The following is a 24,401-nucleotide window of genomic DNA, read 5'->3' on the forward strand; positions in this document are numbered from 1 at the left end:
ATGACGCAGGTGCCGCGCTCTACAAGTCCCCCACTTCTCTGATTTAGAAAATCCCGGAGCGCGAGGCAGAGCCTCGCAAAACGCACCCGCGCAGCACGCGGGTGCCAAACATCTGGCGCGCTCAATCAAAAGACGCCCGTGCCTGCGCCCAGCGGTCAAACCACGCAAGGGCTGACAGCGACAGGCCCAAGACCACAAGGGACAGCACGCGGGTCAGCCCATCAAGACCGGAAATGTCGATAAGGAACACTTTGGCCACCGCCAACCCGATCACCACAAGTCCAGCTCGACGCAGCATGGTCGAGCCACGAGCAAGAGACTGATAGAACAGCGCGGCCCCAACCACGAGCAGCGCGACCGTGTAGCTGTAAAGTTCAGGCTGCAAAAACCCATTGCTCAGTTCCATCCCCTGAGCGCCCTGCCAGACATGGCGCAGCGCCGCAAAGGCCCAGACCGCCGACAGCCCGACAGCGACGCCAAACAAACCAAGCCGCAGGAACCTGTAGCGCAGCTGCCAAGCGGCCAGACCCAGCACAATGGCCGGAAACAGGTAGGCCACAAGAAGCGTGTTGAAGACTGCAGGACCCGCAACGTCACTCCCCCAATTTGTCAAAAGCGGCGAAAGGACCGTGAGCCCGAGGGCCAGAGCGCCAAAACCGATCAATCCGAACACAGTCGCAAGTCCCGCCCGCACGATACCCAAAAGGCCGCCAAGATCCTGCAGGCGCAGCAATTGCGCCGTCATCAACCCCAGCCATATCGTGGCATAAAGGCCCATGGCCCAGTGCGAGTTGCTGTTGTCGACGCCCGACATCCGCTCGAGCAAGCGGAACAGCAACAGAGACATCAGTGTCCCGCCCGTGGACCATGCGGCGGTATCAAGCATAACAGTCGCACTGACCCGCCCCTTTCCGCTGATCGCCCACAAAGAGGCCACGAAAGCCGCAAGCGCGCCGCCATAGGCCAGCAGGATCTCCCAAACGGGTGCGCCCAGTGCCCATGGCAATCCCGGATTAGCAATCAACCGAGCTCCCACGGCAATCACTCCCACGCTCACGGCCAACTGCATCAGCGGCAGGTCAAACCGCCGGTCCAGAACCGCAGCCACCAGCACTGTGATCGCCAGCGCCACTGTGAGAGCAGCAGAGGACAGGATCAGAACGAGGCCAAAACTGATTGCTGCCATCGCCGATAGAACAAACAAAGACGCCCGCGTTTTGTCCTCTCCGTCCACTCGAGCGAACCGCAGCGCGAGCGCGACCATGACCGCGGCCATCACCATTGCATGGAGCGCCCAAGGATAGGCTCCTATGACCTGTGCGGGTTGCCATGTAACCTCAAGCGCAATCGCCATTGCAGGCGCGAACACGGCAGCCCCGATGGCCCACGCGACCCCAAAACCGGGTCGCAGAGCGCGCCCTGCCGCTAGCGCGCTCAGACCAAGACCAAGCCCCCAGAGCATCGTTACGGCAAAGGGATAGTCAGCCTCGGCGCTCTCGGCATAAGCGGCCTCAAATGCGCGCAGCACAGATCCGCCCATCTGCCCTTCCAAAGCCACGACGCCGATCAACCCAAGGGCGGGCAGCAAAGCCATGTCCTGCAAGGCAGGCGCTGACAACGACCACAGTGCCAGTGCGACCGCCAGAACGACCAGACCCGTGACCCCGGGCCAGAACGCATCCGCGCCTATGCTACTTGTCCAGATCAGACCAAGACTGGCCATTGCCACGGCAACAAAGGCAAGGGCTGTCGGAAATTCGGTACGTGGACCCGAGTGCTGCATTGCCCAACCGGACACAAGCAAACCATCATGATCGGGCCAGACACTCCGGGCCGGAATGAGTATCGCCAAGCCTGCAATCGCCAGCACAAAAACCTGAAACCCGACCGTCAGGCTTGTCCCGCCGCCCTGTAACGTGAGCCAGCCCATGCCAAACCCCAATGCGACGCTCAACAAAGACACCCAAGCCCAGCGGCGCAACGTATCGACCGCAAGACCCACCGCGGTGACAATCCCGAAATAGAGGTAAAGCCAGTTGGTTGCAGGCTCCGTGCTGCCGACCAGCAATGGCGCCGCAAAGGCCCCGACCACGCCAACAGTCGTCAGCAGCGGGCCGTGCAACCAGCCAAGGGCCACGCCCAACAGCCCCACGCTTGCCATGCCGGCAAACGCAACCTCAACTCCGATCAGATCATAAAGAAGGCGCGCGGCAGCGACCGCGCCAAACAACGACACCAAGCCTGCTCCCGAAAAGACGGACGGGATATAGGCCGTCGTGCTGTCCGGACCGTCACCATAGCGGCGGCGGATCGCCTCGCCCCCTCCGATCAAAACAGCCCCAAAGGTCAGTGCTGCAAGTACACGGGCTGTGGGAGGGAACAGGTCGTTCTCGACCCCGTATTGCACAAGAAACAACCCGGCCAGCGCAAGAGAAAGGGCCGAGACCACGTAAAACCAGTTGTTCACAGCCCACGACAGAGCGATCTGCCCACGGCTTGGGCCGCTTGGAATGGGAGGTGGTTCAACAGCTTTTCTGGCCGCGACCACACGGGCTGCGGCAGGTTTTGCGGGTTGCGCAGGCGCTTTGTCTTTGTTTTCGGCGGGTTTTGGAGATGTCGCGGGTGTTTTGGATTTATCCCGTTCTGGCGAAAGTTCGCCGGGCTTTGTTGCAGGAGCCCCCGCCATCAGGCGTGCCACATCCGCTTCCAGCGTTGCGATCCGGCCGCGCAGACCTGACTGCGCCACGAGCAGGTAAATCACACCAACGGGTATGGCCAAAACCACCAGACCCAACAAAACAGCCAAAGGTTCCATCATTTATCCTTTTGAGATCACTCTAAAAATAGGAACGGACAAGCGTAATCAAAAGGCATGGAATACCCGACTTATGCGCGCAACAGACAGCTCATACAGTTTCCAGCCCGTTTTCCGATATCGAATTAACCGTCACCCACAGCAAAAACACCCGGACGCGATGCTTCAGTCTGAGAGCGCGCGCCAACATCTGGGCCAATGCGCTGGCCGATACCCATTCGTTACTATTGAGCCGGATGTGAAACAGCAGCTTTTCGCATTGTTCATAATGGTGCGCCCGCACGGCATCACAAACCGAGTGCCAAACTTCATCGCCCGCACTTTGCCGCGCCCGACAAGGTTAGTGCCCCTGATGCCTGCTAGAAAACCCATTTGGCTTTCGATCCGGGCCAAAGTGCACGCCTGACTGGCGATGGCAAGGTCCTCGAGCACGACAGCGCACAGCCTTTCAGCCCCTGCATAGACGCCCGCTACCACGCCTGCCAGGCCACCGCCACGAAGGCCACGTCAAACACATCTTCCTTGTGCAGGGACAGGTCCGGTACATGCACTATGGCCACTCCGCGCAGGGTCGGCGGATCAATGATCTGATGCTTGGCCAAGACGACAGCGGGGTGCGCACCATGGTATCGAGATCAGCGAAAGAGTTTCCATTGGCGTCAACCCTTTGGGTCAGATGCCTTTGACGGGAACAGCCCGCTGAGGGCCTGTTTGACCAATTGGCGTGCTTTGGGACGTTTGCCAGCCTGAAAGGCGAGCGGGCGGCACACTTCGATGGCCGCGACCCCGACGCGGGCCGTGAGCGCACCGTTCACCAAACCCTCGCCAAAACGGCGCGACAATTTACCAAGGATCGAGCCTCCAAGCAGCGGTTCAAGCATGTCGTCGCCCACTGCCACGGCGCCTGTGGCGACCAGATGGGTCATCACCGCGCGTGTCAGCCGCCAACTGCCCAAGAACCCGCCGCGTCCGCCGTAGACTTCTGCGATCCGACGGATCATGCGCAAATTGGCCGTGAGCGCGGCGACCACATCGGCGAGCGCGATCGGCACCAGAGCGGTTACGGTGGCGACCTGTCGTGTGGCTGAGGCAACTTCCCGCTCTGCTGCCGCGTCCAGCGGGGACAGCAGCGTATCTTCTGCCAGTGCAATCAGGCCCAACGCGTCCATCTGATCACCACGCAATTCGGCCAGCCGGGACCGCCCCCATTCGGTGTCCGGGCGCGCCTTGTAGAGAGACACAAGGCGGTCGGTGACGACCCGTGCTGCCGAAAGATCTTGGTTTTCAAGGGCCTCAGATGCAGCGTGCCGCAACCCGTCGATACGGGTCAGTCGGTTGAGCGCTGCAAGCTCGCGCAAGGCGATACCCAACAGGATCAGCACAAATGCTCCGGTAAGGCAGGCAAAAGTCCAGCCCACAGTTGGTGAGCGTTCGATCCAGCCAGTGACAAAATCCCATGCTGCCGCGCTGACCACGGCGGTCAGCAACGCCCCCGCAACGGCCCAGAACGCCCGCGCCAGACGCGAGGGCTTGCGGGCCATTGTGCGCGCAGCCATCTGCATGGCCGCCCCGGAAGGAGCCGGTAAATCCATGTCAGGCACGGGTGGCGCGTCACTGACAGCCGGTGCCACATCGCCTTCAAGGTCGATCAGGACGGGTCCTTTTTGCGCCATTACTGTGCCCCTCGCTTCCATTCCATGCGCATGTCCGGCAACCCTTCATCATTGCCTGCACCATCTGTTTCTTCGACTGTTTCAAAGCCGTGGCGCATGTAGAACGCCTGTGCGTCTGTGTTGGCTTGAAAGGTCCACAGGCTCAGACGCGCTGCCTTCTCCTTCAGCCCCGCAATCAAAGCAGACCCTATGCCCGATCGGCGGGCACGTGCTGCGATGTAGAGCGATTGGATATCTTCGTGATCAAGCGCTACAAATCCACTGATCTGCCCGGCGTCTTCGGCGACAGTCACCCAGCCCTTTTCAATCATATGTCCTGCAAATCCAATATCTTCTGCGCGCGTATGGATGCGGGGCATCCACGCGGTGGTATCGATGAACTCAGACAGAATGCCGCCCACTTTGCCTGCATCCGTACTGCGCGCCGGGCGCAAATGCACCGCGCTCATAGCTTGTCCCCAATCAGAAACTGTGCCGCGCGGTCCATACGCATATGCGGCGGCCCGTCGCCGGGGCGCAGGTTGAGCGGTGCCGGAGCAAAGCGCATAATCTGGTAGTCCTCATCCAGCCACGCAGCCGCCCCGTCCTTGGCGGGCGAAAGAATATGGGAGGGATCCTCCGGCAACGCGCCGGGGTAAAAAGCGGCCTGTTTACCAGTGTCGAGTAAAGTGCCCCGCACCACGTCCAGCGGCTCCCCGTCATGGGTCATCGTTTCCTCGGTTGTGGCGCGCAAAGCGGCCAGTGACAACGCTTGCGTCTCTGCACCGGCAAAACGGGCTCGGTCGCGCGCGTCACGTGTCAGCGCCTCCATAATTGCTGTCAGACGCGCGTGCTGAGAGTGGTGCAGATGGTCAGCCTTGGTCGCGGCAAAGAGGATCCGTTCGACCCGCTTGCCCCGGAACAATCGCGTCAGGAAGGCGTTGCGCCCCGGTTTGAACGCCCCAAGGATATCGGCCATCGCGGCACGCATATCTTCGACCGCCGCGGGCCCGGAATGGATCGCGCCCAGCGCGTCGACCAGCACAACCTGTCGGTCGATCCGCGAGAAGTGATCGCGAAAGAACGGGCGCACCACCTGAGATTTATAGGCCTCGTAACGCCGCGCCATTTCGCGCCGCAAAGATCGGCGCGGGGCATCGCCCGGCGAAAGTGGTGCAAATGTCAGCACGGGCGAGCCGTCGAGATCACCCGGCAACAAGAACCGCCCCGGCGTGCAATCGTAGAACCCTGCTGCGCGAGCGGCGTGTAGGTATTCTGCGAAAGCGGCGGCCAGTGACTTGGCCTGCACTTCGTCCAGTTTGTCGGCACCATCCGTTGCGGCCTCGGCTGTGCAGTACGCTGCACCGGCGTCGCGCGTTGCAAGCCGTGCGAGTGTTGCCGCTGACCAATCGTCATAGCTTTGATCCATGAGTGCGAGGTCCAGCAGCCATTCACCGGGGTAGTCGATGATGTCGAGATGCACGGTGCGCGGGCCCTGCAACCCCGCCAATAACCCGTTCGGTTTGACTCGCAATGATACCCGCAATTCGCTGACCGCGCGTGTGCTATCGGGCCATCGCGGCGGTTGCCCGGTGAGCGCGCCCATGTGTGCCTCATAGTCAAAGCGGGGCACGGTATCATCCGGTTGAGGTTGGAGATAGGCAGCAGAAATGCGCCCCTCACTTGCCGCTAGCAGATGTGGCATCCGCCCCCGGTCCAGCAGGTTGGCAACGAGCGAGGTGATGAACACCGTCTTGCCTGAACGCGCAAGCCCGGTGACCCCCAGCCGGATCGTTGGCGTCCCCACAAGGTCGGCCCCGGTATCGTATATGCCCTGGGCCACATCGAGCACCCCGTCGGCGATTGTCGTTAGAACCACGTGGCACTTCTCCTTTGGTCATGGGGATGTACATAAGGTGCAGGGCGTCACATCGCCAGAGACGTGTGGCGTGCACTGATGCGGCGGCAGTCTCCGGAACGCGCTTATCTGGCGAGACAAAGAGGGTTTTTGGGCTTTGGGGGCTGCGCGCCGGTTCGGCGTTGCCAGCTCCGGGCTTTGGCGTTAGGTGCTCGGGCCATGCCACGCTATGCCATGAAAATTGAGTACCACGGGGGCCCGTTTGTGGGCTGGCAGCGCCAGACGGACCTGTCTTCGGTGCAGGGCGCGGTCGAGGCGGCGCTGAGTGAGTTGGAGCCCGGCGTGCACAACATCGCAGCCGCCGGGCGTACCGACGCAGGCGTGCACGCCCTTGCACAAGTTGCCCATTGCGATCTGACTCAGGATTGGTCGCCCTTCCGTTTGTCAGAAGCGCTGAACTATCATTTGCGCCGAGTTCCCGTTGCGATCGTCGATTGCGCCGCAGTCGCCCCGGACTGGCACGCCCGATTTTCGGCGCGCGAGCGGCGGTATCACTATCGCATCCTCACCCGTCGGGCGCCTGCCACCCATCTCAAGGGTTTGGTCTGGCACATCAAACAGCACCTCGATGTGGACGCCATGCAGGCCGGGGCAGCACATCTGATCGGCAAGCACGACTTTACCACGTTCCGCTCGACTATCTGTCAGGCGGACAGTCCCGTAAAAACGCTGGATCGTCTGGATGTGCGGTCTGTCGAGGGGGACCATGGCACTGAAATTCATTTCGACGTGCGCGCCCGGTCGTTCCTGCACAATCAGGTGCGCAGCCTCGTCGGCACGTTAGAGCGCGTGGGCGCAGGGTCATGGTACCCGGATCAAGTATCGGAGGCGCTTAACGCTAGAGACCGGGCAGCCTGTGGGCCGGTCTGTCCGCCTACGGGGTTGTATCTGGCTGGCGTCGGCTATCCCGACGATCCGTTTGCGCCTGAAGCGTCCTAGTCAAGATCCATCAGCCCAGCCCCGGCACCGGTGGAGCGGGAGGCATCACTGTCCGGCACATAGGTGCGCGCGGCAAGGTCTTGCATCTGATCAAACAGAGCTGTCCCAATGTGCACCCGCGCCGGGCGGGTGCGTGCACTGGGGTCGGTCAGAGACAGGCGGACCCGTATTTCTGCAGACGTGGCGTTGGTCTCTGCCTGACAGGGCAGGCTTGCGAGCCAGCTTATGAGGAGCGCGCGTCGCCCGGAATTCTGTTCTGACACTCGTACAGGCTGTTCCGAGATTGACGCGGTTTCGATCACCGCCTCAATCTGATGGGCAAGGTCGACTATGGTGCCTGAATCGCTCAACGCTTCGGACAGCGGCGCCTCGGGCCCGCCATCGGCCAGATGGCGGGTTGCCATAGCGCCGAAGGCCAGTGCCTGCGCGGGCGGAACCGCCGCCCCCGTCGCCGCTTTGACCGCAAGGGCCTGAATTTCAGTCCACGATTTTTCTGTCATCCCAGCACCGGCAACCACCAATCATCCGCTTCTGGCGACAGTTCACCTCCCAAAGGCGCGCCTTGGGCCAAAGTGATCCGGGTCCACAGGTCAGACTTGGGGTCGAACTTGGTCGCTCCAAAGAAACTGAGCTTGCAGCGCAGCATATCAATAGGGCGACAGGTCGCAGCGATCAAATTGTCGCGAATTTCGGCGTAAGGGTAGCGCTTCAACACAGCGATACGGGCGCAGGCATGGGCGTGTTCGGGGTGGTCCGTCAGGAAGCTTGAAACGCTCTGATCCTGCGCGGGCAGGTCCGCGTGCAAGGCTGTCACCCGGCGGGCGATGTCCAAAGGGGTTTCCAGCTCAGCTCCGTCATCGGCAAAGCGATCACCAAGACGCGGTTCAAGCTTTGCCTCGCTCACGTACCAAAACCGACGGCACATTTCGGGGTCTTCGTAATCCTGGGCCAACGCCCAGCGCCAATCTGCCTCGATAGCGGCGCGCAGGGCGTCCGTACCCGCAAACGGCGTCGTCAATGGCCCGAATGAATCACCCATACAGTCGGTCAGGCCGTCCACTTCGTCTGGGAAAGCCTCGATCAGCAGCGCGACCAGTAGTTCTTGCAAAGGTACGCTCTGTTTTAGCGCAGCTTGCCAGAGGGTCTCGATCGGGAAAGTGCCGTTCAGTGTTTCGAGGTGCGGGAGAAAGCCCGCCCATTCGGTTTCGAGGTCGCGCAAAATGGCATCGTGATCAGGCGCTGGAACGTGCCATTCTGTCAGATGCCGCTGGGCACGCGCGCCCAACGCAACAATCGAGGCGCGCTGCGCAGCACTCAGTCCATCAAGTGCGCGCACGCGGGCAAAAGCGGTTTCGCGCGCCAACATCCAATTGTTGAGCAGGACGGGGTGGGTCACGAGGAACGGTGCCATACCAAGGCCCGTGGCATTTCCGACCCCGAAATGGCGCGCAAGAACCGGGTCAAGCGGCGCGCGCCCGACATGCGCTACAAGGTCGAGCGTGAAATGGCGGATCAGGTATACGGCCAGCATTTCTGCGGCAAACGGGCCGCCTAGCCCATCGCGTGTTTCGATAAGATGGCGATCAGCGATGCCAAATTTGCCGTTGCCGTAAACAGCGGTCGTGCGCATCAGATAGCCGATGTCGCGGATCATGGCCGCATCTGGTTGGTCGCCTGAACGCAGCGCCGCGACGGTTGCGTCCCACATCCGCACGGATTTGTTTGCGCGGCTCAGCACCAGATCTTTCGGGCTGAAACGCCCCGCCTCTTGAAGCGGCGCCTGAGCCGCGATGCGGTCAATGTCAGCGATATCCGGGGTGCCATCATAAAGCACAAAGGCCGCATCCCAAGCCGTTGCGATCACCCGGTCACTGCGTTGATCGGCGGGCAGGTCGTTCGAAATGGCCACAAGCGAATAGGTGTGCCCGCCCAGTTCCACGCTGTAGACAGCGCGCCCATGCCCGTCAGGCGACATGTCCCAATGGGTGCGCTTTATTGCGGCCCGTTCGGTGCAAAGACGGCGGATCAGTACCCTGAGAAAGCTCAGGCGTGTGGGCATCATGGCCCCCATACGCGCAAGCCGCATCACCTCACCCGGGGGGCGCAGTGGCAGGGTTTGAGGCGCGTGGTCCTTCATGCCGCATGTACCATAATTGTCATAGTGATGATTAGGAGCGCGCGCCGGAATTTATGCAAGCGTTTTTCGGCACCGAAAACGCTCGGAAAGCGACGTCCCTTCCAATTCTGCGCAAGAACTTCTGCGCTAAAATCCAACCACGAACAGTGCCTGTTTGCGCGCCAGCCTACAATTTTTGTTGGGTGTATTTCTTCAACTCGGCCCGTGCCACTTGCCGACGGTGCACTGCGTCGGGTCCATCCGCCAATCGCAAGGTGCGCTGATGTGTCCATGCATGGGCAAGCGGGGTATCCTGACTGATCCCCTGTCCGCCGTGCATCTGCACCGCCTCGTCAATCACCTTAAGCGACACGCGCGGGGCAACCACTTTGATCTGGCTGATCCAAGGAGCTGCTGCGCGGGCGCCGCCCTGATCCATCATCCATGCAGCCTTGAGGCACAGCAGACGCGCCATTTCGATCTCCATCCGCGCCTCGGCGATGATGTCGTAGTTTGCGCCAAGTTGGGCGAGCGGTTTGCCAAACGCCTCCTTGGACAGCGACCGTTTACACATCAGTTCCAACGCTGCCTCGGCCTGCCCGATCGCCCGCATGCAGTGGTGAATGCGCCCGGGTCCAAGCCGCCCTTGCGAGATTTCGAACCCGCGGCCCTCGCCCAGCAGCAGGTTTTCGGCAGGCACGCGCACATCAGTAAACCGGATATGCATATGCCCGTGGGGCGCGTCGTCGTGGCCATAAACCAGCATGGGGCGCAGCACTTCGATGCCCGTGCTCCCGGCGGGCACGACGATCATCGACTGGCGTTTATGTTTTGGGGCCTCGTCGCCTTGGGTTTTGACCATGACGATATACACCTTGCAGCGCGGGTCCCCTGCCCCGCTGGCCCAGTATTTTTCGCCGTTCAGGACGTAGTGGTCCCCGTCGCGCACGCAGGACATCGAGATATTGGTGGCATCAGAAGAGGCCACGTCAGGTTCGGTCATGAGATAGGCCGAGCGTATCTGACCCTCCAATAGCGGGGCTAGCCAGTCCCGCTTCATCGCGTCCGTTCCGTAGCGCTCGAACACCTCCATATTGCCAGTATCCGGGGCGGAACAATTAAAGACTTCGGCCCCGAGGGGGGTCTTGCCCATCTCTTCGGCGAAGTGGGCGTATTCGACCGTGGACAGGCCGAACCCCTTGTCACTGTCTGTCAGCCAGAAGTTCCACAAACCGGCCGCCTTGGCCTTGGCTTTCAACCCTTCGAGGATCTCGGTCTGGCGTTCAGTGTACTGCCAGCGGTCACCTTTTCCGACTTCGGCAGCGTACTCCTCCTCCATCGGCATGATCTCGTCCCGGATCATGGTCGACACACGCTCCAGCAAATCGCGGTTTTCGGGTCGCAGCGTGAATGACATGTCCATGGTTTTGATCCTCCCTGTGGCCGCGTCAGCGTGGCGGATTGGCGGGGCAGTGTCCAGCATCCGCGGACCGATGCGGGTGGCAATTTTGCGACGTGAAAAATTGGCCAATTTCCTTTCACAAGAAATCGTGCGCGGCCGCGTTTCAAGAGCAGGTGTAGAGAGTGCCTGCGAATTAGGCGCACCGTCGAAGACATCTGATGCTGGAAAGACAAGCCGGTTGCAGGTCCTCACGATATGTGCAGGCTGAACATATGCCGAATACGCCAAAGTACTTTGACGAGATGAATGGGACCGGCAGCGGTCCGCGCCTGCCCTATGAAGCGTATTGCAAGTGGTTTGCTGGCGAAAACAATGCACGACTGCTGGAAAAGTCCGAAGAGGCAGAAGCCCTGTTTCGCCTGATTGGTGTTACCTTCAATGTCTACGGCGATCCGGACGCCACCGAACGGCTGATCCCCTTTGATCTGGTCCCACGGATCATCGCCGCACGGGAGTGGGCGCTCTTGTCCAAGGGAATCGAACAGCGGGTGCGCGCCCTCAACGCGTTTCTCCACGATATCTACCATCGTCAGGAAATTGTCCGCGCAGGCCGCATGCCAGCTGAAATGATTGCCCGCAACGAGGCCTTCCTGCCGCAGATGATTGGCGTATCGCCCCCCGGTGACGTCTACACCCACATTGTCGGGACCGATCTTGTGCGCACAGGCGATGATGAGTTCTTTGTGCTCGAAGACAATGCGCGCACCCCGTCCGGCGTCAGCTACATGCTCGAAAATCGCGAAACCATGCTGCACATGTTTCCCGAGCTGTTTTCCAAGGTAAAGGTTCGCTCGGTCGGCCAGTACCCTCGTTCTTTGCGCCGCTCGCTGTCGGCTTGCGCCCCAGATGCCTGTGAAGGGCGGCCAAGGTTGGCTGTGCTGACCCCCGGCATCCACAACTCGGCCTATTACGAACACGCGTTCCTCGCCGATCAGATGAGTGCCGAACTCGTTGAAGGCCACGATCTACGTGTCGTGGATGGGCGCGTGGCCATGCGCACGACCCAAGGATACAAAGCTATCGACGTGCTATATCGGCGCGTGGACGACGAATACCTCGATCCGATGAACTTTAATCCCGACAGCATGTTGGGCGTTCCGGGCATCATGGATGTCTACCGCGCGGGCGGTATCACCATCGCCAATGCGCCCGGAACAGGTATCGCCGACGACAAGGCAATCTACAGCTATATGCCTGATATCGTTGAATTCTACACGGGCGAAAAGGCGATCCTGAAAAACGTACCCACGCACCGCTGCTCTGATCCGCAAGCGTTGAAATACGTGCTCGACAACCTGTCTGAACTGGTGGTCAAGGAAGTGCACGGCTCAGGTGGCTATGGGATGTTGGTCGGCCCTGCGGCTTCGAAAAAGGAGATCGAGGCCTTCCGGGCAAAACTGACGGCCAAGCCTGACAACTACATTGCCCAGCCGACGCTGGCGCTTTCTACCGTGCCAATCCTGACCGAAGCCGGGCTCGCCCCGCGCCATGTCGATTTGCGCCCCTTTGCACTGATGTCACCGGAGCGCGTCGATATCACGCCAGGTGGTCTGACCCGCGTTGCGTTGACCGAAGGGTCCCTGATCGTCAATTCGTCTCAGGGTGGAGGCACCAAGGACACTTGGGTGCTGGAGGACTAGGCGATGTTAGGCAAAACCGCAGGCGGCCTGTTCTGGATGTTCCGCTATCTTGAGCGGGCAGAGAATACCGCCCGGATGATCGATGCTGGATTGCGCATTTCGCTCACCCGGTCGAGTGCGGCGGAAAGCGAGTGGACGGCAATTCTGTCGTCGACAGGTTTGAGCGAGACATATGCCTCGCTGCACGGTGAGCCCTATGGGGCGAAGATCATCGATTTCCTGCTGCGTGATCCGAACAACCCGGCAAGCATCATGGCCCAGATCGAGGGCGCGCGCATGAACGCCCGCGTTGTGCGCACTGCGCTCACCCGCGAAGTGTGGGAAGCCGTGAACGAGTGTTACATGGTGCTGAAACGTCTGCTGTCACAGCCTGTTGAGGACCGAGACCTGCCGCGCGTTTTGCAAATCATCCGCCAACGCAGTGCTTTTGTGCGCGGAGCCAAGCATGGGTCCATGGTGCGCAATGACATGTATAACTTTGGGCGCATTGGCACCTTCTTTGAACGGGCTGACAACACGGCCCGCATTCTGGATCAGAAATACTACATCCTGCTCCCGTCCGTGCGCCTCGTTGGCTCCGCCTCGGACAATGTTCAGTGGGACACGATCCTGCGCGCCACATCCACCACGCGCGCCTACCAAACTCTGCACGAAGGCGAGACAGACCCAATGGCCATTGCTCGCTTTCTCATTCTGGATGGACGTTTGCCGCGCAGCCTCGCTTTCAGCTACCGGAAGATCGAGGAAAACCTCGGCTTTCTAGCAGAAGAGTACAACGCGCGTCATGAATGCCACGCTCTGGCGGACAACTTGTGTGGCCGGTTCAAGACCAGAGATATGAACGCGATTTTCGAATATGGCCTGCACGAGTTTATCTCGGACTTTCTACGCGACAGCGCAGCCTTGGGCCGCCAGATCGAGATCGACTATAGGTTCAGCGAGTGATGATATGCGCCTGAGAGTCGAACACAAAACCCACTACACCTACAACGAACCGGTACCTTACGCCTTGCAGCAAGTCCGCCTGCGCCCCAAATCGCGCCCCGGCCAGACCATCGTTGACTGGGACATCGAGGTTCGCGGCGGACAGGTCGAAGTGGCGTTCGAAGACGAACATGCCAACTCCGTCGATCTCGTGAGCTTTACCCCCGGCGAGACGGAAATCGAGATTATCTGTCGTGGCACTGTGGATGTAGATGACCACAACGGGGTTGTTGGACCGCAAGGGGGTTATGTGCCCCTTTGGCTGTTTCAGCGCAGCACCGATTTGACCAAAATAGGCCCTCAGCTTGAGGCGCTGATCGCTTCGGCTGAGCAAGAGGGCACACCGCTCGACGTGCTGCATGGCTTGTCGGCCCACATCCTTGCCGCTGTGCCCTACTCCACCGATCAATCTGCTGCCGATTTAACGGCCGAAGATGTGCTGAGCGCGGGTCACGGGGTCTGTCAGGATCACGCCCATGTCTTCATCACCTGCGCGCGCGCGCTTGGGTTTCCGGCGCGCTATGTTTCGGGCTACCTGATGATGGATGACCGGATCGATCAGGACGCCACCCACGCCTGGGCTGAGGCCCATGTGCCAGAATTGGGCTGGGTCGGCTTTGACATTTCAAACGGTATTTCACCGGATGCCCGCTATATCCGCGTGGCGACTGGGCTGGACTACAGAGGGGCTGCGCCAATCTCGGGGCTTCGCTTTGGTAAAGCTGGCGAGGCGATGTCTGTGGCATTGCAAGTCCAACAACAGTAACGCAATGCTACGTCGGGAACGGGAACACCCGACCGACTCGATTGCGCAGAAGGCACAAAGAACTATGACATATTGCGTGGGGATGCGGCTGAACGCCGGACTGATCTTCATGTCCGACACCCGAACAAATGCGGGCGTCGACAACATCTCAACTGTGAAAAAGATGCACACATGGGAAGTTCCCGGTGAGCGGATGATCGTGATTATGACCGCAGGCAATCTGGCAACCACGCAATCGGCGATTAGCCTGTTGGACGAGCGGGCCAAAGCCCCCGAAGATCGCAATCCGTCCCTGCTGCAAGCCCCGTCGATGTTCCAGATCGCGCGCGAAGTCGGCCGAACGTTGCGCGAGGTGATCGCAGACAACGCCACAACGGGGCAAGAGGCTGATGGCGCCTTTGGTGCGACGCTGATCGTCGGTGGGCAAATCGCGGGCGCGCCGCCTCGCCTGTTCCTTATCTATCCCGAGGGCAACTTTATCGAAGCCTCTGACGACACACCGTTTTTCCAGATTGGCGAGGCCAAATACGGCAAACCCATTCTGGTACGGGCGCACGATCCAGAAATGTCGTTCGAGGATGCGGTCAAGCTTCTGATGGTCAGCTTTGATTCCACGATCAAGTCAAACCTGTCTGTCGGACTGCCGCTGGATTACGTGACCTACAACTCGGACAGTCTGCAAATCGAACATGCCGCGCGGGTTGAATCTGACGACCCGTATTACCAGACAGTCTCAAATGGCTGGGGCGAAGCGTTAAAACTGGCGTTTCAGCAATTGCCGCCTTTCAAATTTGAAGATTAGTCGAGAGGCGGGGCACTTCCGCCTTTCAATAGTTTTCAGTGCATTTCCGGCGGCAGATAATCCCGGATTGAACTGTCTTTGCGACTGTATTCCGGATCGATTTCACGCAACTCGAGCGACAGCATAAACGGGGCTGAAGCCATCAAGTCTGACGTAAAATCACGCGCAGCATCAAACACTGCGTCGGTCGCGTGGGCCTTGGCCGCCGCTTCGCGCCCCGATGCTAAACGGAGGGTAATGTCGATAAAGGCGTGCCCCGGATCCCCGTCTGCAATTACCACGTGATCAGCCACATGGGCGCGTACCCGGATACCCGCCGGAGGAAAAACGCCCGTCGCGGCAGCGGCGTCTTTGAGCACGTGGCACAGGGCGGCCATATCTAACCTGTCTTCCAGATTGGCAGAATATTCGAGAATGATATGCGGCATCTGGCAACCTTTGACGCCACGCCTAGCGCGCGCAAGCCAAAAGTGCAGGTACGTCCAGATGTGTTTCCAGATGATCAGCCAACATATCCAGAGTCGTCTCAACGGTTTGGTCGTAAGCTGTAGCGCTCGTTGCGACACCAAATCCGGCCAACCACGCCGCGCGAAACCCGTCATCTCGGAACATTCCATGCAGATAGCTGCCTGCAACGCGTCCGTCCGGGCTGATCGCGCCCTCGTCTTGTCCGGCCACACGGGCAAAGGGGCGCGCACGATCCGGGCCTTCACTGCGGCCGATGTGGATTTCATACCCATCAAATTGCTGCCCGGTCGGCACATGCAACGCCTCAACCGTGGTCAGTCGTTTGTCCCCGGTCATGGTTGTCTCAACGTCCAGAAGGCCAATGCCGCTTGCTTGCGCAGGCGGGCCTTCGATCCCATCCGGGTCATCCACCCCGCGCCCAAGCATCTGAAACCCACCACAGATGCCCAGAACTTGCCCGCCACGGCGGTGATGAGCGCGGACATCCTCGTCCCAGCCTTGTGCATTGAGAAAGGCGAGATCACCGATGGTCGACTTTGACCCTGGAATGATCACGACATCGGTATCGCCCGGCAGCGGCTGGCCTGCATGCAACATAGTCACGCGCACGCCCGGTTCCTGCGCCAACGGGTCCAGATCGTCGAAATTGGCGATCCGAGACAGCTTGAGGCACACGATGTGAAGGCCGGTGTCTCGTTTAGGTGTGGCAATGTCCAAAGCGTCCTCGGCAGGCAACTTCCACGCATCGCCAAACCACGGCACGACACCAAAACCGCGCCAGCCTGTGTGGTCGCCGATCATGGCATATCCATCATCAAACAGACGGGGATCACCACGAAACCGGTTGATCAGAAACCCTGCGATCATGGCGGCATCGTCTGGATCGATCACAGCCTTGGTCCCAACGATCTGAGCGATCACTCCGCCCCGATCAATGTCGCCCGCCAAAATCACCGGGCAGTCCGCGGCCCGTGCAAAGCCCATATTCGCGATGTCACCCGGGCGCAGGTTGACCTCTGCCGGACTGCCCGCCCCTTCGACGAGCACCAGATCATATTGCGATTTCAGGCGCTCAAAGCTGTCGAGAACAGGTGCCATCAGCTTCGGCTTGAGATCCGAATATTCCCGCGCTTTGACGGTGGCCATGCGCTTGCCCTGCACAACAACCTGAGAGCCAACATCGGTTTCAGGTTTCAGCAAGACGGGGTTCATATCGGTGTGCGGCGACACCCCACAAGCCATCGCCTGCAAAGCCTGTGCGCGTCCAATCTCGCCACCATCTTGCGTTACGGCGGCATTGTTCGACATGTTCTGCGGTTTGAAGGGCGCAACAGACAGCCCTCGGCGTAATGCCGCGCGGCACAGCCCTGCAACAAGCATGGATTTGCCAACGTTGGAGCCCGTGCCTTGGATCATCAGGGCGGTCACAATAAGGTCTCTTTCACTGCTCAGCTTTGCCCTGATTGAACGCTACATTCTGCTTCATCGCATCATAAGGAAAGAACGGAAAGCCCATGCTGGATTTCACGAACACTCCCGAGCGTCGCCGCAAAGCCAAAAAAGCGCGCGAACGGAAAACGATGTTGCTTCTGGGTCTCGCGATCCTGATACCGGCGGCTGCAAGTGCCATTGATCTACAAAGCCTTGGCTTGCTGACCGGTAGCTAAAACCGCGACCTTTAATTCGTAAACTATTTTGCCAACCGCAAAGCCTTAGTCGGCTTTGCGGTTTTGCGATTCTCAACCTTTGAGAGTGCCATAACGCAGCAAAATACCATCAAGATTCTACTTATTCTGGTAGTTGCCCTTACAAATCTCATCCGCCGGTAGAATGTGGCCAGAATGCGGCCACTATTCCCTGCCCGCTCCTTTGGGAACTGGAACGCTGTGCGCATATTTTGTGTGGCATTGGGCGCCTACTGGTTCCGAGAACCTAGAATTCCACACCTTTCTGCGCCTTGACCCCCAGATCCTTGAACGGGTGTTTGATGAGCGTCATCTCGGTCACCAAATCCGCCGCCTCGATCAGCTCTGGCTTGGCATTGCGGCCTGTCAGCACCACGTGGGTCATGGGTGGTTTTTGCTCCAGCAGGAAATCGACCACCTCGTCGATGTCCAGATAGTCATAGCGCAGTGCGATGTTGATCTCGTCCAGCAGGACAAAGTCGACCTCGTCGTCCAGTATCTGCTCCTTGGCGATCTCCCAGCCCTTCTTGGCGGCCATGATGTCACGATCTCTATCCTGCGTTTCCCAGGTAAAGCCTTCGCCAGACACAAAGAACCGGCACTCATCAGGGAAACGGTCACGCAAGAAGGTCTTTTCCCCGGTGTCCCAGTTGCCCTTGATGAATTGGACCACGGCGCAAGGGATACCGTGCGAAATGCAGCGCATAATCATGCCAAAACCGGACGACGATTTCCCTTTGCCCGGCCCCGTATGGACAATGATCAGACCTTTTTCCTCGGTCTTGGTTTCCATCATCTTATCGCGGGCCGCCTTGATCTTTTTCATCTTGGCGTTGTGGCGTTCGGTGATGTCGTCCATGGGCAAGGCTCCGGAGGTTTGAGGTCTGCACTTTGTTTGGCATGGCTGCGAGGCAATCGCCAGAGCACAAAGCTGCACGTGGCGTCTGAGTTGACACAACCCCGCTTGACTCGCACCCAAACCGCGCGCACTACGGTTTCGCTGGTGCCCGGGGCAACTTGGGTGAAAAGGGAATGCAGACGGGTCAGCGCGACCCCGAAACGCAGCCGCCCCCGCGACCGTGACCGGAGAAGGTCGCCCATTGCCACTGACCCAAAGGTCGGGAAGGCAGGGCCGCCACCGAGGGAAACCTCGACATCCGCAAGCCGGGAGACCTGCCAGCATGACGTTTACGAAACCGGACGGGGTGTTCCGGGTGTCGGGAGTTTTTGGCCCTCGCGCCACCCGCCATCCCTGCCCACGCCCAAACCATGGGATAAGAGATGAGCGACCTGCCCCCCGTCGAATTGTTGGTCTGCGTCAAATGCCGCCGCGAGACTGAGGTGCCCGAAGGCGGCACCCGACCCGGTGAAGTATTGCACGCCGAACTGGCGGCCCGCACCATGCCCGAAGGGGTGACCCTGAAAGCGGTGGAATGCCTGTCCAACTGCTCCTCCGGCTGTTCGGTCGCAGTGCGCGGCGGGGCCCAGCGCTGGACCTATGTCTACGGCAACCTCATGGAAGACCGTGACGCCGATATGGTTGTCGACGGCATTGCCAAATACGCCGCCACTCCGGATGGTCTTGTCCCGTGGCGTACCCGACCCGAACATTTCCGCAAGAACTGCATCGCCCGCATCCCTCCGCAGGAGTTTTGAACATGGCCAACCTCAACAAAATCCCCGTCACCGTCATCACCGGCTTTCTAGGGTCGGGCAAGACGACCCTTGTCCGCCACCTGATGCAGAACCCGCAAGGCAAGCGGCTGGCCGTTATCGTCAACGAGTTCGGTGATGTGGGTGTGGACGGCGAAATCCTGAAGTCCTGCGCCATTCCCGAATGCCCGGCGGAAAACATCATGGAACTGGCCAATGGATGCATCTGCTGCACGGTTGCGGATGATTTCATCCCCACAATCGAGGCCCTGATGGCCATCGACCCGCAGCCTGAGCACATCCTGATTGAAACCAGCGGTCTTGCGCTGCCAAAGCCGCTGCTCAAAGCCTTTGACTGGCCCGATATCCGCAGCAAGATCACCGTGGACGGTGTGATTGCGCTGGCTGATGCCGAAGCTGTCGCTGCGGGTCGCTTTGCCCCGGATGTCGCCGCGGTTGATGCACAACGTCTGGCCGATGACTCGCTGGATCACGAAACGCCTTTGTCCGAGGTGTTCGAGGACCAGATCGCCTGCGCAGATATCATCCTGCTGACCAAGCCCGACCTCGCAGGGCCAGAGGGCATTGCGCGCGCCAAGGAAGTGATTGCCGCCGAAACACCGCGCCCCCTGCCCGTGGTCGAAGTGGCCGAAGGCGCCGTGGACCCGCGCGTGATCCTTGGCCTTGAGGCCGCCGCCGAAGACGACATCGACGCTCGTCCCTCTCATCACGACGGGCACGACGATCATGAGCATGACGATTTTGAGTCCGTGATCATCGACATCCCCGAAGTGAGCGACCCAGCCGAGCTGGTTGCGCGGATCGAAGAGATGGCGAAATCACAGAACATTCTGCGCGTCAAAGGCTATGCTGCCGTGACCGGCAAACCGATGCGCCTGCTGGTGCAAGCCGTCGGTGCACGTGTGCGCCACCAGTTTGACCGTCCGTGGGGTCCGAATGAGACGCGGCAGGGCCGTTTGGTCGTGATTGCCGAACATGACGACGTGAACGCTGCAGCCATCAGCGCCGCTTTGGTCAAAACTCCGGCAGCCGCTGAATAGCAAAGGTGCCACATGCACGTCGTCTTTCGCGAAAGCCATGGGCTAGAAGAGACCGAGACACCCACCGATCTGGGGCAAACGCCTGCGGATCTGGTGGTGCTATCGTTCTCGGACAGTGACCTTGGCGCGTTTGGCGCGGGCTGGCATCGTGGTGGCGGTGCGGATGGCATGCCGACTCTGCGGCTCGCCAATCTTGTTGGGCTAAAACACCCGCTTTCGGTCGACACCTATGTTGAGCAAACGCTTGCGGGCGCCAAGGGCATCCTGATCCGGCTGATCGGTGGCGTGCCTTACTGGTCCTATGGGCTGCAACAGGTGCGCGCACTGGCTGAAGCCAAAGGCATTGCACTCGCCGTGCTGCCGGCCGACGGGCGGGTGGATACGCGGTTGGACGAGATGTCTACTTTGCCGGTGTCGACGCTTCGGCGCCTCGCACATCTCTGCGACACCGGAGGTGCGGTTGCCGCGCAAGCCGCGTTGGCGCAAATGGCGCTGGCGTCGGGCCTTTATGCAGGACCGGTGCGGGGTGCCAAGTCTTTGCCAATGGTCGGTGCTTGGACGCCGGAACACGGGTTGTCCTGCCCATTGATCCACGCCGAAGACGATCGTCCCCTTGTGATCGTCACTTTCTACCGCGCTTATCTCGCGGCGGCCGATCTTTCGCCCATTGAAGCGCTGTTTGACGCTTTGCGGCAGCGCGAGTTTCTTGTGTTGGGGCTGTTTTCACCCTCGCTCAAGGCCCCTGATGCAGCGCGCTGGATGTCCCGCCAGATTGCTGGCCTCGGTCCTTGCGCCATCGTCAATGCCACCGCGTTTTCCGGCAAAGGCAAGGACGGCACATCCCCGTTGGACGCAGGCGACGTGCCGGTGTTTCAGGTTGCCCTTGCAACGTCGACCCGCGACATGTGGGAAGAGGCGGAACGCGGCCTTTCCCCCGCCGACCTTGCGATGCATGTGGTTTTGCCAGAGGTGGACGGACGTTTGTTCGCGGGCGTGTCCTCGTTCAAAGAGCCGCAGGCCCGAGATGCAGACCTGCAATTCTCGCGCTATGCTCACAAGGCAGACTTGGCGCGGACACAAGCCGTGGCCGATAAGGTCAAGGCGTGGACGGATCTTGGCCAAACAGCGCCGAAAGACCGCCATTTGGCGCTGGTTCTCAGTACTTATCCTGGCAAAGACTGGAACATGGCCCATGCCGTAGGACTCGACGCATTGGCGTCAGCAGAGGCGATCCTCGAAGACTTGGGAGATGCTGGCCACAGCACAAGGCGTGAGGGCACGCCTCTCGATCACGCCTTGGGTCATGAGACACTCACATGGCCGCTTGAAGCTTACAAATCCGCGCTCGCCGACCTGCCTCAATCGCTTCAGGACGACCTGACGGCTGCGTGGGGAGACCCCGCAGACGAAGTGCTGGACGGAAAATTCCAATTTCCGGCTCTGCGGCGGGGCAACGTCACCATCGCTTTGCAACCCGAGCGCGGCACGCCGGAAGCGCGCGACGACGACTACCACGACCTCGGCCGCACACCGCGCCATGCTTATGTCGCCTTTTACCTTTGGTTGCGCACGCAGGCTCAGGCCTTCATCCACATTGGCGCACATGGCACACTGGAATGGCTACCGGGTAAATCCGTCGCCTTGTCCGATGCCTGCTGGCCAGAGGCGCTCGTTGGGTCCACCCCTGTCCTCTACCCCTTTATCGTCAATGATCCCGGCGAAGCTGCACAGGCCAAACGGCGTATCGGGGCAATGACCCTTGGCCATCTGCCGCCGCCCATGAAGGACAGTGCAACACCAGATCGTCTGTTGCGCCTTGAAACGCTGCTCGACGAATTTTCCAATGCCGACGGTCTTGACCCCAAACGCCGCGACCGCCTCCAGGAGGACATCCGCGCCGAGGCTCAGGCGCTGGGGGTCGAAGATGACCTTGGCCTTGCCCGCGCAACGTCCACAGCCGAAGCGATCACCCGCATCGACCGATTTGTCTGCGACATCAAGGAAAGCCAGTTTGGCGACGGGTTGCACATCTGGGGACGGGGCACACCGACCGGTGCGCCTGACGGGCAGGCCGCGTCGGTGAATGCCGAAACCACCAACCTCATCGCCGCTCTGAACGGGCGACGCATCCCCGGTGGCCCATCCGGCTCTCCTTATCGCGGACGCACCGATGTTTTGCCCACCGGGCGCAACCTGTTCACCACTGATCCACGGTCTGTGCCGACCCGGGCGGCCTATGCACAAGGCGTCAAACTGGCCGAGGAACTGGTACGCCGCCACTTGCAGGACAATGGCGATTGGCCGCGGGGCCTGATCGTCGATCTGTGGGGGTCGGCCACCATGCGCACGGCAGGCGAAGAATTCGCGATGGCGCTGCACCTTTTGGGGGTCAAGCCGGTCTGGGATGCCGGATCAGAACGTGTCTCCGGCATTGAAGTCCTTCCCATTACGGACCTCGATCGTCCCCGTCTGGACGTGACCTTGCGCGTCTCGGGGCTATTCCGTGACGTGTTCCCGACGCTGTCTGCTCTGTTCAACCAGGCGGTCCGCACACTTGCCGCGCGCGACGAAGCCCCCGACTGGAACCCTTATGCAGGGCGGCAGGCGTCCGCGCGCGTCTATGGCCCTGCACCGGGCAGCTTTGGGCTTGGTATGGGAGCCGACCTTGAAACATTCACCGAAGAAAGCCGCGCGGCGGCAGGGCGCGCGTGGCTTGCCGCAAGTGCATACGCGTTGGATGGCAGTGACGCTATCAAGGACGCGCACGGCATACGTCAACGTGTGGCGCTGGCCGACAGCTTTGTACACCTGCAGGACCTGCCGGAAACGGACGTCCTTCTGGCCTCTGACTACGCCGCGCATGAGGCTGGGTTTGCCGCCGCCCAAGCCGTCACGGGTGGCAGTGCAGCCCTGTACCACCTCGACAGCACCAACCCGGACCACCCCCGCGCCCGCGCCCTGCCCGAAGAAATCGCCCGCGTTGTACAGGCCCGCGCGGTGCAGCCTGCATGGCTGGCAGGCATGATGCGCCACGGCTTTCGTGGTGCTGCCGAGATTGCGGCAACGCTGGACCATATGGCCGCCTTTGCGCACCTCGCAGGCGTGGTTCAACCGCACCTTTTTGACCTCTATCACGAAGCAACACTTGGCGATCCGCAGGTTGAAACCTTCCTGCGCGACGCAAATCCCGGCGCGTATCGGGCGATGATTGACCAGTTCGCGGCACTCGACGCTGCTGGCCTGTGGCAAACCCGGCGCAACTCGATCCGCGCAGCCCTTGAGGCCGCGCAATGACGATCAAAGGCTGGTGCCCGGGGGCTTACCGCCCGATGATGTCCGGCGACGGGCTTATCATACGGGTGCGCCCACGGCTTGGACGTTTGATGGCAGATCAAGTGCTTGGCCTGTGTTCCTTGGCTCAAGAGTTCGGCAACGGCATCATTGACCTGACAAGCCGTGCCAATCTCCAAATGCGCGGCGTGCAGGAAGACGCACACCAACAGGTATTGGACGCATTGCAGTCGCTTGGTCTACTTGACGACACACCCGCGCTGGAAAGCCGGCGCAATATCACCATCACGCCGCATTGGCAGGTCGGTGACATCAACCAGCACCTCCACGACAGTCTTTGTGACCAAATAAGCGACATGCCCGAACTGCCTGCCAAAATGGGCGTGGCAATCGATGCAGGGGCCCGTCCCGTCCTTCAGAGCACACCCGCCGATTTCAGGTTTGAGGCAGGCGTCGGTACCGATCTTATCCTGCGTCTGGATGGCCTGACGCTTGGGCGGTCCGTAACGCCAGACACAGCAGTTTCAGCGCTCATCGAGGCTGCGCAGTGGTTTGTCAGTTCAGATGGCTTCGCATCAAAGCGAATGGCGCATCACGTCAAACGCTACCCACCGCCTGATCAGTGGAGTGTGCATGCCTCTGCTGCGCCCGGCAGAGCCCTGTCGCCCGGCACAATGGCCCAAGGGATTGCCTATGGCGCCGCGTTTGGAAGCTTGGACGCTTTGGCCCTCTCCAACCTCGTGGCGGACAGTCAAGCAACTGCGATGCGTGTCACTCCCTGGCGCGTGTTTGTGCTGGAAGACGCGCAGCCCGCTGTGGCCCAAGGATTTGTCACCGAGGCGCGCGACCCGATTTTGTCTGCCCATGCCTGCCCCGGTGCGCCGGCTTGCGAGGCGGCAACTGTGGACACACGCACATTGGCGCGTGCTCTCGCAACATTGCACCCAAACGGCCTGCACGTGTCTGGCTGCGCCAAGGGGTGTGCACATCCCAAGTCCTGCGCGACCACGCTTGTCGGCCAAAACGGCGCCTTCGACCTTGTGGAGCAGGGCCATCCATGGGATCAGCCCCGCCAGCGTGGACTAAGTGCCACCGAGATACTGCGCGCTCCAACACCCGACCAACTGATGATGCTCAAGGCCTGACCAT

21 protein-coding genes and 1 riboswitch are annotated in these 24,401 nt (G+C 60.5%); of the genes, 10 read left to right on the forward strand and 11 right to left on the reverse strand.

The annotated features are described in order from the left end of the window. Nucleotides 1-121: 121 nt before the first annotated feature. From DHN60_RS01175 to DHN60_RS01190, 5 genes are all read right to left on the reverse strand, one after another. Nucleotides 122-2,818 (reverse strand): DUF2339 domain-containing protein, encoded by a 2,697-nt coding sequence (locus DHN60_RS01175; RefSeq protein WP_234423476.1) that lies wholly within the window; start codon nt 2,816-2,818, stop codon nt 122-124. A 467-nt stretch (nt 2,819-3,285) separates the two neighbouring features. Next, entirely contained in the window at nt 3,286-3,417 is a 132-nt protein-coding gene (locus tag DHN60_RS22790) for a hypothetical protein (protein WP_255415543.1), read from the reverse strand. A 57-nt stretch (nt 3,418-3,474) separates the two neighbouring features. Further along, the gene (locus DHN60_RS01180; protein ID WP_234423477.1) at nt 3,475-4,488 is read right to left on the reverse strand and encodes a YcjF family protein; all 1,014 of its coding nucleotides are present in this window, start codon (nt 4,486-4,488) and stop codon (nt 3,475-3,477) included. Further along, nucleotides 4,488-4,937 carry a GNAT family N-acetyltransferase gene (locus DHN60_RS01185; protein WP_108835431.1) on the reverse strand — a complete coding sequence of 150 codons (450 nt, stop codon included), beginning with the start codon at nt 4,935-4,937 and terminating at the stop codon, nt 4,488-4,490. The genes DHN60_RS01180 and DHN60_RS01185 overlap by 1 nt, the downstream gene beginning before the upstream one ends. Next, nucleotides 4,934-6,346, reverse strand: coding sequence for a YcjX family protein (locus DHN60_RS01190; protein ID WP_108835432.1), 1,413 nt, complete (start codon nt 6,344-6,346; stop codon nt 4,934-4,936). Before DHN60_RS01190 ends, DHN60_RS01185 begins: the two co-directional genes overlap by 4 nt. A 198-nt stretch (nt 6,347-6,544) precedes the next feature. On the opposite strand from DHN60_RS01190, the gene truA reads away from it, so the two are divergent. Further along, a complete protein-coding gene (truA, locus tag DHN60_RS01195) occupies nt 6,545-7,324 on the forward strand; it encodes a tRNA pseudouridine(38-40) synthase TruA (RefSeq protein ID WP_108835433.1) in 780 nt (259 codons plus the stop codon). Here the strand turns inward: truA and DHN60_RS01200 are convergent. The 3 genes from DHN60_RS01200 to DHN60_RS01210 form a co-directional block, all read right to left on the reverse strand. Next, nucleotides 7,321-7,824 (reverse strand): hypothetical protein, encoded by a 504-nt coding sequence (locus DHN60_RS01200; protein ID WP_159089077.1) that lies wholly within the window; start codon nt 7,822-7,824, stop codon nt 7,321-7,323. The two genes, truA and DHN60_RS01200, sit on opposite strands and share 4 nt — an antisense overlap. Then, complete coding sequence (locus DHN60_RS01205; RefSeq protein ID WP_108835435.1) at nt 7,821-9,461, reverse strand: hypothetical protein; 1,641 nt, start codon at nt 9,459-9,461, stop codon at nt 7,821-7,823. Before DHN60_RS01205 ends, DHN60_RS01200 begins: the two co-directional genes overlap by 4 nt. A gap of 166 nt (nt 9,462-9,627) precedes the next feature. Next, on the reverse strand, nt 9,628-10,863 hold the full coding sequence (locus DHN60_RS01210; protein ID WP_108835884.1) for an acyl-CoA dehydrogenase family protein: 1,236 nt from the start codon (nt 10,861-10,863) through the stop codon (nt 9,628-9,630). Nucleotides 10,864-11,114: 251 nt separating this feature from the next. On the opposite strand from DHN60_RS01210, the gene DHN60_RS01215 reads away from it, so the two are divergent. From DHN60_RS01215 to DHN60_RS01230, 4 genes are all read left to right on the forward strand, one after another. After that, nucleotides 11,115-12,542, forward strand: a complete 1,428-nt coding sequence (locus DHN60_RS01215) for a circularly permuted type 2 ATP-grasp protein (RefSeq protein ID WP_199913610.1) — start codon at nt 11,115-11,117, stop codon at nt 12,540-12,542. Between the two features lie 3 nt (nt 12,543-12,545). After that, on the forward strand, nt 12,546-13,487 hold the full coding sequence (locus tag DHN60_RS01220; protein WP_108835436.1) for an alpha-E domain-containing protein: 942 nt from the start codon (nt 12,546-12,548) through the stop codon (nt 13,485-13,487). A gap of 4 nt (nt 13,488-13,491) precedes the next feature. Continuing rightward, a complete protein-coding gene (locus DHN60_RS01225) occupies nt 13,492-14,292 on the forward strand; it encodes a transglutaminase family protein (RefSeq protein WP_108835437.1) in 801 nt (266 codons plus the stop codon). Nucleotides 14,293-14,356: 64 nt separating this feature from the next. Next, nucleotides 14,357-15,094, forward strand: a complete 738-nt coding sequence (locus DHN60_RS01230; protein ID WP_108835438.1) for a proteasome-type protease — start codon at nt 14,357-14,359, stop codon at nt 15,092-15,094. Between the two features lie 35 nt (nt 15,095-15,129). On the opposite strand, the gene DHN60_RS01235 is transcribed toward DHN60_RS01230, so the two are convergent. Both DHN60_RS01235 and DHN60_RS01240 read right to left on the reverse strand, forming a co-directional pair. After that, the gene (locus DHN60_RS01235) at nt 15,130-15,522 is read right to left on the reverse strand and encodes a 5-carboxymethyl-2-hydroxymuconate Delta-isomerase (RefSeq protein WP_108835439.1); all 393 of its coding nucleotides are present in this window, start codon (nt 15,520-15,522) and stop codon (nt 15,130-15,132) included. 22 nt (nt 15,523-15,544) lie between these two features. After that, complete coding sequence (locus DHN60_RS01240; protein WP_234423478.1) at nt 15,545-16,990, reverse strand: cobyric acid synthase; 1,446 nt, start codon at nt 16,988-16,990, stop codon at nt 15,545-15,547. 86 nt (nt 16,991-17,076) lie between these two features. Between DHN60_RS01240 and DHN60_RS22190 the strand changes: the two genes are divergently transcribed. Beyond that, nucleotides 17,077-17,229 carry a hypothetical protein gene (locus DHN60_RS22190; RefSeq protein ID WP_159089078.1) on the forward strand — a complete coding sequence of 51 codons (153 nt, stop codon included), beginning with the start codon at nt 17,077-17,079 and terminating at the stop codon, nt 17,227-17,229. A gap of 265 nt (nt 17,230-17,494) precedes the next feature. On the opposite strand, the gene cobO is transcribed toward DHN60_RS22190, so the two are convergent. Next, complete coding sequence (gene cobO, locus DHN60_RS01245) at nt 17,495-18,106, reverse strand: cob(I)yrinic acid a,c-diamide adenosyltransferase (protein WP_108835441.1); 612 nt, start codon at nt 18,104-18,106, stop codon at nt 17,495-17,497. Nucleotides 18,107-18,231: 125 nt separating this feature from the next. After that, a riboswitch (cobalamin riboswitch) is annotated at nt 18,232-18,443 on the forward strand. 85 nt (nt 18,444-18,528) lie between these two features. Between cobO and DHN60_RS01250 the strand changes: the two genes are divergently transcribed. The 4 genes from DHN60_RS01250 to DHN60_RS01265 are packed head-to-tail and all read left to right on the forward strand — an operon-like array spanning nt 18,529 to nt 24,397. Then, nucleotides 18,529-18,903 carry a DUF1636 domain-containing protein gene (locus tag DHN60_RS01250; protein WP_108835442.1) on the forward strand — a complete coding sequence of 125 codons (375 nt, stop codon included), beginning with the start codon at nt 18,529-18,531 and terminating at the stop codon, nt 18,901-18,903. A 2-nt stretch (nt 18,904-18,905) separates the two neighbouring features. After that, nucleotides 18,906-19,961, forward strand: a complete 1,056-nt coding sequence (gene cobW, locus DHN60_RS01255) for a cobalamin biosynthesis protein CobW (protein ID WP_108835443.1) — start codon at nt 18,906-18,908, stop codon at nt 19,959-19,961. 12 nt (nt 19,962-19,973) lie between these two features. After that, nucleotides 19,974-23,255, forward strand: coding sequence for a cobaltochelatase subunit CobN (gene cobN, locus DHN60_RS01260; RefSeq protein ID WP_108835444.1), 3,282 nt, complete (start codon nt 19,974-19,976; stop codon nt 23,253-23,255). Next, nucleotides 23,252-24,397 carry a cobalamin biosynthesis protein CobG gene (locus DHN60_RS01265; protein ID WP_234423479.1) on the forward strand — a complete coding sequence of 382 codons (1,146 nt, stop codon included), beginning with the start codon at nt 23,252-23,254 and terminating at the stop codon, nt 24,395-24,397. Before cobN ends, DHN60_RS01265 begins: the two co-directional genes overlap by 4 nt. Nucleotides 24,398-24,401: the final 4 nt, after the last annotated feature.

Source organism: Tateyamaria sp. Alg231-49, from assembly GCF_900143535.1.
GTDB lineage: Bacteria > Pseudomonadota > Alphaproteobacteria > Rhodobacterales > Rhodobacteraceae > Tateyamaria.